Origin of the sequence: Pseudonocardia sp. DSM 110487 (assembly GCF_019468565.1) — a bacterium.
Classification (GTDB): domain Bacteria; phylum Actinomycetota; class Actinomycetes; order Mycobacteriales; family Pseudonocardiaceae; genus Pseudonocardia.
In genome coordinates, this window is sequence record NZ_CP080521.1 from 116,056 (window position 1) to 126,558 (window position 10,503).

Annotated in this window: 3 protein-coding genes; all 3 read left to right on the top strand. The window is 72.2% G+C overall.

The window, feature by feature from the left end; translation table 11 throughout:
* Positions 1-86: 86 nt before the first annotated feature.
* Genes K1T35_RS00605 through K1T35_RS00615 form a run of 3 tightly spaced genes read left to right on the top strand, consistent with a single transcriptional unit; the run spans position 87 to position 9,955 of the window.
* On the top strand, positions 87-8,954 hold the full coding sequence (locus K1T35_RS00605; RefSeq protein WP_220258246.1) for a hypothetical protein: 8,868 nt from the start codon (positions 87-89) through the stop codon (positions 8,952-8,954).
* Positions 8,955-8,963: 9 nt separating this feature from the next.
* Entirely contained in the window at positions 8,964-9,356 is a 393-nt protein-coding gene (locus K1T35_RS00610) for a hypothetical protein (RefSeq protein WP_220258247.1), read from the top strand.
* The gene (locus K1T35_RS00615) at positions 9,341-9,955 is read left to right on the top strand and encodes a 3'-5' exoribonuclease domain-containing protein (protein WP_220258248.1); all 615 of its coding nucleotides are present in this window, start codon (positions 9,341-9,343) and stop codon (positions 9,953-9,955) included. Before K1T35_RS00610 ends, K1T35_RS00615 begins: the two co-directional genes overlap by 16 nt.
* Positions 9,956-10,503 lie beyond the last annotated feature (548 nt).

A 10,503-nucleotide genomic window follows, 5' to 3' on the forward strand; every position in this document is an offset into this window, starting at 1 on the left:
CTGGTATTGCTCGTGCTTCCTGCACGTCTTCTGCCTGTTCCCATTCGGTTCCGACCGCCGACTTCCTTCTCGAGGAGCAACCCGTCATGTTCGCGCGCCCGGTACGCAACGGTGAGGCCGCCAGCCTCGCCGTGCGTCCCGACGCGTGTGTCGTGCGGCTGCGGACCTCGCCGGTGGAGCGCCTCGCACTGGTCCTGCGCACGATCCTGGGTGTCGCCTTCGGTTTCGCGGTGCTGTGGGTCGGGGGCGTCTTCCTCTCCTCCACGGCGACCACCGCAGCCGCCGTTCCGGTTCAGACCGTTTCGTACGGGGCCGTGAAGGGCGGCAAGGATCGGGCCGCGGGAGGCCGCGCGCCCGGTTCTTCGCTTCTCCTGCTGGCTGCCTCTGATGACGGCGGCGACTCGGATGGCGGCGACTCGGACAAGAGCGACTCGGACAAGAGCGACTCGGACGAGAAGAACTCCGACGAGAAGACGGACTCCGACGAGAAGTCGGATGAGAAGAAGTCCGACGAAAAGGACTCGGACGAGAACGACTCCACGAAGAAGGAGTCGGTCAAGAAGGACTCCGCGGAGGAGGACTCCGAAGAGAAGAAGTCGGAGAAGAAGGAGTCGGACGAGAACGAGTCCGGCAAGGAACGCTCCGACGACAGCTCGTCCGCCAACGGCGACTCGGAGAACGGCGAATCGGAGAACGGCGAATCGGAGCAGCGCGACTCGAACGGCGAGAAGGCCGAGCCCGCCGAGTCGCGCGGCGAGGACTCCGATGAGGAGAAGCCCGCGGTCGAGAAGCGCGACGATTCCGACGAGGACCGCGAGTCCGACGTGCCGGCTTCCGACGTCGCCGCGGACAATGAGGAATCGGAGACCGACGAGCCCACCCGGTCGCAGCCCGCGTCGAGCGACTCCGCGGCGGACCAGGACGCCGACGCCGATGACGAGCGGGGTTCGGCGCCCGCTGCCACGGACGAGTCGGACGACGCGTCGATCGACTCCGACGGCACGGTCGACGGTGCCACCGACGAGGGCGATGACGTCTCGCGCGGCGAAGGGGCCGACCGCGACCGCGAGGATTATGACAAGATCAGTGAGGAGCAGCCTTCCTCCGACTCGCAGGAATCTCGCGACGATGCCGACTCCGAGGCCGCCGATTCGGACGCCGCTGACCGTGCGGCCGGCGACGCCGACGGTGCTGACCTGGCCGAATCGACCGCCGACCTCGCCGAGGGCATCAGCGACGACGCCACCGAGCGCGTCCAGGACCTGGTCGAGGAGCCGACCCTCGAGGACTCCTCAGCCCGCGACGAGGACATGGACGGCCGGGACGGCGACTCCACGGACAGCGACGCCGAGGAGGGCTCCGATGAGTCCGGCTCGGACACCGCCGGCGTGCTCGCCGCGAACGTCACCGATCTGGTCGGTGAGGCCATCGACGAGGCGGCCGGCGCGGACCACGCCGACTCCGACTCCGACGAGACACGTTCCGATGCCGAGGAGGCAGCGTGGGAGCAGGTGCTCACGGAAGCAGCCGATGCGCCCGACGCCGGCGAGGAACAGGACATCCAGCAGGCGCGGCTGCGTGCCGGCGAGCCCGCTGACCCGCGCGGCCCACCGGCCGAGACCGTCGCGCTCCTCAGTTCCGACGAGGACGACGCGGACGAGTCCCGCAAGTCCGACGAGGACGACGACCGCGATGACGATGAAGACCAGGACTACGACGACTCTCCGGAGCTGACCGAGCGGGTGCTCGAGGACCGGATCGAGGTCGACAACAGCAAGGAAGAGCTGGAGCGGGACAAGGCGAAGGTCGCCTCGGGTGAGGCGTCCCAGGCCGACTACGACCGGAAGGCCGCCGAGCACGCGGAGCGGGAGCGCGAGTCCGTCGAGCGCCGGGACGAGCTGTCGCCGGACCGCGTGGAGCTGGTCGACGAGGTCGTCGACGGGCACCGCGAGCTGAGCAAGCGCGAGAAGGAGTTGGCGGCCGAGAAAGAGCAGGTCGCCTCCGGCGCGGCCGACCGCGACACGCACGAGAAGAACGTCGCCGACTACGAGATGCGTCGCGACGACGTCTACGAGTCCACCGACGAGCTGATGGACGCCACCGACCGCGAGGTGCGGACGGTGTCGGAGGACGACCTCGACGGTGAGGGCGCGACCGCCGGATGTGACGCGGACGGGTCCTTCGTCGGCTGCGGCTCGGCGAGCGAGTCCGCCGATGGTGAGCGCGACTCAGAGCGGAAGCTGTGCCTGTCCGGGGTGTCGAACTGCGGGGCGTCGTCGGAGTCGGGCGGCTCGAAGGCCGACGCGTCGTGTGACGACACCGGCTGCGGGAGCAGCGCGTCGAGCCGCGGCGCCGACGGCACGGAGACGCGGTCGTCCGCGCGGTGCGACGGCGCTGCCGGGGACTGCGGGCAGTCGAGCACGGCCGACCGACAGGGCGCGAGCGCGGAATGCGAGTCGGGCAGCGGGACCTGTCGCAGCGAGTCGAGCGGCTCCGGTCGCGGCAGTGACGAGTCGGGTGGCGATCGGGACACCGTGCGCCTCGCCTCCGCCGACGAGTCCGTTGAGACACGGGTCGCCGGAAGCGGCTCGGCGCGGTGCGAGTCGGCCACCGGGTGCGGCACGTCCAGCCGGGTCGGGGTGAGCGAGGACGGCGACGTCGTCGCCGACGCCGAGACCGGGTGCGACGCCGGGTGCACCGGGTCCGCCGGCACGCGCACCGACGCTTCCGCCGTCACCGCGAGCACGCGCCAGTCCACCACGACCGGGAGCGCCGACTGCTCCGTGAACGGCGCCTCCTGCTCGGCCCGCAGCGGCTCGCAGGCCGACGGCGAGGACGGCGACCTGTCGGCCTCGAGCACGGCCGGCGGCAGTGTCGAGTGCGACACCGCGTGCACCGGGAGCGCGACGGGCACCACGAACGGGAAGACCACCGGTAGCCCGGCGGTCGCCGGCGCGGCGGCGCCCGTGCGGGAGACCAGCGGAACGTCGTCCTGCACGGCCTCCGCAGGCGAGTGCTCGGCGGAGTCAGCCTCCGAGGTCGGGGATGCCGGCAAGGAGTCCCGTTCGGTCCGCAACGCCGCCACCCGGGAGCTGTACGCGGCGAGCGCCGCTGGAACCACCGTCGCCTGCGCGACCACGGAGTGCTCGGGCACGGGCAACAGCACGACCTCTGGCGCAGCTTCGGGCGACGTGGTGGGCGTGCGGGACAGCACAGCCACCTCGTCCTGCTCGGCGCACGGCGCCGGCGGCGCCTGCTCGACGGCCGCGGACACGCTCGTGTCCGACCGCGAGCCCACCGCGGGCGAGGTCGTGGCCGGCGTGCCGGTCTCCGGTCCGGTGAGTGTGTCGAACGCGAACGCCTCGGTGGAGTGCTCGGGCGCCGCAACCGAGTGTGGCGGCACCGCGACCTCGGCCACGAGCGCCCGCGACACCGCCGTCACGCCCGACGCCCGCGGGACCTCCGCGTCCACCGAGTGCGTGGTGACGGGCGGCGGGTGCGCCGGCACGGCGAGCTCGGCGGCGTCCAGCGCGAACGACTTCGTTGCCACCGATCCGAACACCGGGCTCCCGCTGCCCGGCCAGCCGACGACCGGACCGTCGTCGACCGCCACCGCGAACGCGGCGCTGGCGTGCGCGCCCGGAACGTCGTGCACGGGTTCGGTGCGCACGAGCACGACCGCATCGGACGGCGCGCTGACGCGCATCTCCGACGGCACCGCGTCCTGCACGGGTGCGACCGGCGGCTGCAACGTGCAGTCGGTCTCGACCGCCTCCAGCGGTCCCGGCGCGGCGCTGGCGCTGGCCGGGGGTCCGCAGCCGGTGAACGCGGCCCGCCTGCCGGCAGGCCCGTCCGCGGCCTCGGCCGCCGGAGCGGCGATGACCTGCGCCGGTGAGACCGCCTGCAGCGGCTCGGTGTCGAGCGCGGCGAACGCCACCGACCCGCTGGTGTCGCCCACGGCCCGCGGTTCCCACGGCACCGGCTCCTGCGAAGGCGTCTCCGGCGGCGTGTGCCAGGCGGTCACCAACTCGGGTGCCTCGTCCGACCCGTCGGCGAACGTGATCGCCCCGCTCGTGGCCGAGCGCTCCACCGCCAACGCGACGGTGGCCTCCGGCACTACGGGTGACACCCCGCAGGGCAGCGGGCCGCAGCAGGAGCAGCCGGCAGTGCCGGTGCCCACAGCGCCCGGCTCGTCGGCGAACTTCGGTGCGCCCACCGTCCCCGGCGCGTCCAGCTGGACCATGGCGAACGCCACGCTCGACTGCTCCGGCAGCGCCAACGGGTGCACCGGGGTGGCGCGCAGCTCGGCTGCCGGCACCGACGGCCCGACCGCCGGCAACGGTGTGACCGGGGCTCGCGGCCCACCGGCAGGCGGCTCCAGCACCAGCAGCAGCTGCGCCACGGGCGCGAGCGGCTGCCGGGCGCAGACCAGCGCCACCGCGGCGTCGGGCCAGGTCGTGGCCGACATGATCGCGGAAGACCGGATCTCCACCGCCGTGCAGCTGGCCGAGCAGGCCGCGCAGGCGGAGCACTACGCCGCACTGGCCGCACGGGTTGCGAGCCGGGCGGATGCCACAGCAGAGCAGAAGAGGGCCGCCGCGGACGCGGTGGCACTGGCGGAGCAGACGCGAGTGGCCGCGTCGGAGGCTGCCGAGCTGGCCGCCAGGCCGGTGACCGGCGCCCCGGCGAGCACGAGCGAGTCGTCCGCCCGCGCGATCTGCGCAGGATCGGGCTGCGTCGCGGGGACGACGGCCGCCACCACCGGTGCGACCGGCGCGTCGAACACCTCGGCGACCTGCACAGCGGCAGCCACCGGGTGTGCGGTGACGAGCAACGCGTCGGCCGCCGCCGACGACGCCGCCGGGACCGATGCGGCAGGCAAGCTCATCCCGGGAGCGTCCGTCAGCGGTCAGGCCGCCTCCCGCATCGTCTGCCCGGAGGCGGGCTGCACCGGCACCCTGACCGGGAGCGCCACCGCAGGCGACGGGACGAGCCGCAGCACCGGTGACACGGCCTGTGCCGGCACCGCCCCGTGCTCGGCAGCGATCACCGCCGGCTTCAGCGCGACGTCCTCGGCCGCAGGCGCGCGGCTGGACGAGCGGTTCACCAACTCCTCCACCTTCGTCGAGGCGCTGTGCAGTGACGGCACCACAGCCGGTTGCACGACCCGGACGTCCTCGACGACGGAGGTCACCGCAGCGGGTGACCCGGGCATCCACGCGCGGTCCACCTCGACCTGCGCCGCTGCGGGCAGCTGCGCCGGGGCCTCCGGTGGGCTCTCCGCAAAGGGGTACGTCGACCTCACCGCGGGCTGCGCCGGTGCCGGATGCCGCATCGAGACCGTCGGCACCGCCGCGGCGGCCGCGCAGGGTGGGCTGAACCGGGCGGAGGTGCGGACGGACTGCACCGCGGGAGCCGCGGGCGGCGAGTGCGCGGCCACGAGCAAGCTCGTGGCGAGCGCTGCCGGGGCTCAGGCGTCGACTTCCTGCCAGGGCAGCGCGGGGGCGGTCTGCCACCGCAGCTTCGCGGCAACGAGCACCGCCTCCGGGATGCATGGCGGCACCCGGGTGAACGCGGACGCCGGGTGCGGCGCGGCCGGTGGCGCGGGCTCCGGATGGTGCGCCACCAGCGCCGCAGCCGACGCGCGGACGGGACTCGCGATGGCGTCGGCGGCGTGCGAAGGGGCGGGCTGCTCCCACTCGTACCGCGCGGAGAGCCACGCACGGGGCGCAGGCGCCAAGGCCGACGCGGTCGGTCACGGGGGCGGCGGGACCGGTGGTGGCCATGTCGCGACCACGGCTTCGGCCACGGGCGGTCCCGGGTTCGCGCAGGCATCCGCGTCGTGCGCGGGCTCCGAGGGGGCCAGCTGCCGGCACTCCTACTCCGCAACCAAGTCGGCGTCCGCCCGCGGTGCGCGGGCGTCGGCCTCCGGGTCCGGTGGCGGCGGCTTCGGCGGTGGCGGCGTGACGGTCACGGCGCAGGCCTCGTCCGGCCCCGGGTGGGCTTCGGCTTCGGCGTCGTGCTCCGGCGCGGCGAACTGCCGGCACTCCTACTCTGCGAGCGCGTCGCAGTCGGCGTCGTACCAGGGCGCCGGTCCTGGCGGTTCGACCGTTCGCCACTGGGCGCGGGCGTCGGCGTCCGGTTCCGGCGGCGGTGGTCAGGGCGCAGGTGGGGTGTCGGTCACGGCGCGGGCGAGCGCGAGCCCGACGGGTGCCAGCGCGTCGGCGTCGTGCTCGGGCGCGCGGAACTGCAGCGCGAGCTTCGAGTCCCACTCGGTCGCCGACGCCTACCACGACCCGAAGCACTATGCGCACGCCGACGCCGACTGCTCGGGCAGTGGCTCGGGCGGGTTCTGCGCGACGTCCGCCGTCGCGAAGGCCGATGCGAAGTCGGCGTCGGCCGGTGCCTCCTGCAGCGGCAGCGGCGCGGTGTGCCGCCACAGCTACTACGCGCACGGCGACGCGGACATCGAGACGCCCACCACGAAGGCCAACGGTGGGGTGGACTGCGGGGACAGCGGCGGGTTCGGTGGCGGAGGCTGCGGCCTGGTCGCCTACACCGAGGTCGACCAGCACGGCGTGACCCGGCTGCACCTCGGATGCAAGGGCCCCGGCTGCCGCTTCAGCGGTGTCGCCGACGCGAAGGTCGGGAACCTGATCGCGGAGGGCAAGGCGCACCAGGAGTGCAGCTCCGTCGGCGAGGGATCCTGCACGCTCGGCGTCAAGGCGGAGCTGCGCCCCGACCGCGAGCGCGAGAACTTCAAGGTCGATGCCTTCGGGTCCTGCGTCGGTACCGCGGGTGTGAGCTGCAAGGGCGACTACTCCACGCGGATCGCGCTGGGCACGTCGACGGTCGGGGAGTGCACCGGCGTCGGCTCCGGTGGATGCCACAGCCGGACCGAGACCGGCAAGGGCAACCCGGTCTTCTCGTACGGCACCTGCATCGAAGGGCTGGCCTGCGACTGGAAGGCGACGACCCACAGCGACGCGGGCATCAAGACGGCCGATGAGAGCCTGGCCGCCCGCTCGGGCGCCGACTGTTCGACCTCCAGCGCGAACGGCCCGGGCGGATGTGTCACGGCGGCCGGTATCGAGGTGAAGAGCGACAACGTGATCGTCGCGTTCGCCAGCTGCAACGGCGGCGCCGGTGCGGTGTGCAAGTACGACGCGCGCGTCGAGGCCGAGGACAACTCGGGGAGGAACTCCGCCGAGGGGTGGCAGGCCTGCGGGCAGCAGGCGGCCGGCTCCTGCGGTGTCTCCAGCTACGCGCTCACCTTCACCGACCGCGACAAGCTCCACGGTGAGGCGATCGCCGGCGGGACCTGCACCGGCACCGCGGGCACCGCCTGCAGCGGCGCCTTCCGCACGCACGTCGACAGCGGTCGCGACACCTGGAGCACCTGCACGGGCACTAGCGCAGGCGAGTGCCACGGTATCGCCGATCCGTCGAACGCACGCTCGACGGGCACCGGGACCGGCCACATCGAGTCGAAGTCGCCCGACGAGCACAAGAAGGGTCACTTCACCGCCGACGGCTCCCCGGTCACGATCGGCGCCAACACGCACGAGACCGTCGGCCGTTTCTTCATCAACCAGGGCCGCAACGTCACCGATGGATTCGCCGACATCGGTACGCACTTCGGCAACTTCGGCCACCTCGCATGGACGGGGGACGAGGAGCCGCGCCGTCCCGGGGAGTCCGAGGAGGAGTACACCGCTCGTGTCTGGCCGCTGAAGGCCAGTTGGAACGAGGGTGTGGAGTCCGTCAAGCAGACGGTCGAGGACATCGGCACCCACTTCGGCAACTTCGGCCACCTCGCGTGGACCGGAGTGGAGAAGCCGTACCTCCCCGGGGAGTCCGAGGACGAGTACAACGCTCGCGTCTGGCCGCTGAAGGCCCAGTGGGACCAGAGCATGGACATGATCGGCAAGATCGCGTCCGGCCGCGCAGGCCACGAGCTGTTCTGGGACCCCGCCGGCACGCTCGCGACCGCGGCCTCTGGACCGGCGATGATCGCCACCGGCGGGGGTGCCGGGGCGCTCATCTCGAAGCTCGGGACGAAGTCGCTGGGGGGTGGCCGCGACTCGTCCGCGGATTCGCCGCACTCCCTCCCGGAGAACATCAGGAATCAGCCGGGAACCGTTCGCACGGACGATCCGGGAACGCTGTCACCCGCGCTTCCGTCGAACGCAGCCAATCCTGGCTCGGGGCAGCCGACGGCGCCGCAGATCCCGGGGAATGGCAGCGACCTCCCGCAGGCTCCGACCAACCTGGAGCGGGCGGGCAACGACCCGGACACGCTGGCCCGCTGGGAGCGTTCGCACCGGACTCCTGGCGACCTCGACGCGGCACTGGACACCATCTGGTCGAAGGTGCCCGACCCCGCCCAGCGCGAGCGGCTCATGAACGTCGTGGACCGGCCGGGATCGCTCGCCAAGTACCTCGACCGTGTGGAGAGCCCCGACGACCTCGAGCGGGCGATCGAGACGACGAGGACGAACGGGGTGCCCGGCGGGATCGATGCGGACGATTGGACGGACGCGGCGGCGAAGATCCGGGCCGGAGTCGAGGCCAAGGAGTTGGGAGGCCGGCTGATGGTGCAGGGCAGCCGCGCCGTCGGGGTCCCGGGCCCGGACAGCGACCTCGACTTCGCGATCCTCATGGATCGGAAGCTGTACGACGAGACGCTCGTCAAGACCTTCAAGACGACGCACGAGCAGATCGCCGAGATGCGCGCCATCCAGGAGTCCGAGTACAAGACCGCTCTGCCCACCGCCAAGCTCCGCGGGCTGTGGTACGCGGCGAACAAGGGGAAGATCGCGCGGGGTGAGCTCAAGCTCAGCCCACTCGGCAAGAGCCTTCAGCAGGAGCTCGGGTTGGGGAAGGACGTGGACATCTCGGCGATCCTCGAGGGCGGTGACCTCGACCAGGGTCCGTACCTCCCGGTGCCCTAGCATCGCCGCGTGTCGGAGGACGTTGATCCCTACTGCACCGTGTACGTGCACGGTGCCGAAGATCCCCAGGACCTGGCGCGCGCTGTGGGAGACGTCCTCGGTGGTGTCGTGGATGACTGGTCCACTGTCACTGCGGAGGGTGTCGATGTGTACGCCCGCGACTCGGACGAGTTCTCGCCGGATGGGGCCACCGAGTTCCCCATCGGGTTCTACTCCTTCCCGTTCCTGCTCGAGGTCGTGTTCACCGAGGGCACTGCCGTGGACACCGCGGTCGAGACCGTCGCCCGGGTTCTGCGCGGTCTGTGGGAGCGGGGTTGGGCTGCCGTTGCAACATCGGGCTACGCGGATCGCCTGCCTCATGAGGGTGGCGTGAGCGAGGAGCTTCCGTGGCCCGGGAAGTAGCCGAGGACCACACCGGGGCAGACGTCTACATCTCGGTCGATGTCGAAGCCGACGGGCCCGTGCCGTTGGTGCACTCGCTCCTGTCACTGGGCGCGTGCGTCGCGGGCACGTTCGACGGAAAGGCGTTCCGCCGGCCCGACCCTCTCGGCTGCACGTTCTACGCCGAGTTGCGGCCTGTCGGCGACGAGTTCGACCCGGCCGCGCTGGAGGTGTCACAGCTGGACCGCGGCCGCCTCGCCGCGGAGGGCGAAGATCCCGAGGCCGCGATGCGGCGGTTCGTGGCGTGGGTCCACGAGGCGGTGCGGGGCGGCCGGCCGGTGTTCGTCGCGTATCCGGCGTCGTTCGACTGGCCGTGGGTCTCCGCCTACCTCGGCAGGTACGCCGCTGGCCTGTCGCCGTTCGGGTTCTCCGGGGTGCTGGACGTGAAGACGATGTACATGGTGAAGGCGCGGGTCCGGATCGGGAAGGCTGCGAAGCGCGCGATGCCGGAGGAACTGCTCTCAGCGCGGCCGCACACGCATCACGCGCTGGACGACGCGGTCGAGCAGGCCGAGCTGTTCGCCAACATCTGGGAATGGCCCGGCCCGGCGGGTCGATGAGTGAGGCCGGTCAGTCCGACGGGCGGGCGGCAGGCGAGGGCTGGTCGCCCCGCAGCAACGCCCCCGGATCCGGTGCACACCCGTTCGCTCCGCTGGACTCCGGGCACCGCCCGTCTGGCTGCCGCACGTGCTGTGCCACGTACGCCACGGCCCCACCGACCGGTCGTTGCGGGGCAGGTACCGCTCCGCGGTGGCGAAGCCCATTGAGAGCGCGAGCAGCAGCGCCGCGCACATGGCACCCGATGAGCATTCCGCCAGTGGCCGACCTCGGTGACAGCGGCCACCGGGGGGCTTGGTCAACATGGGTCCGTCTGATAGCCTCGTTCGAGTCTTGATCTTCGGATCGAGATCGCCGTATCGGATCCACCAGTCGCTGACGTAGCGCGTCGGGTGAGGTCGGATGCGGTGGAGCTGTTGGACGTGAGTGCAACCCGTCCAGCAGGGGTCGCTTGCCTCAGGCGCGACGTCGTTCTCGCTGGTTCTGCGTGTCTTCTTCTGCCCTTCCGCTCGGCGTTCCTGTCGCCGACTCTTCTGAGGAGCAACCTGTC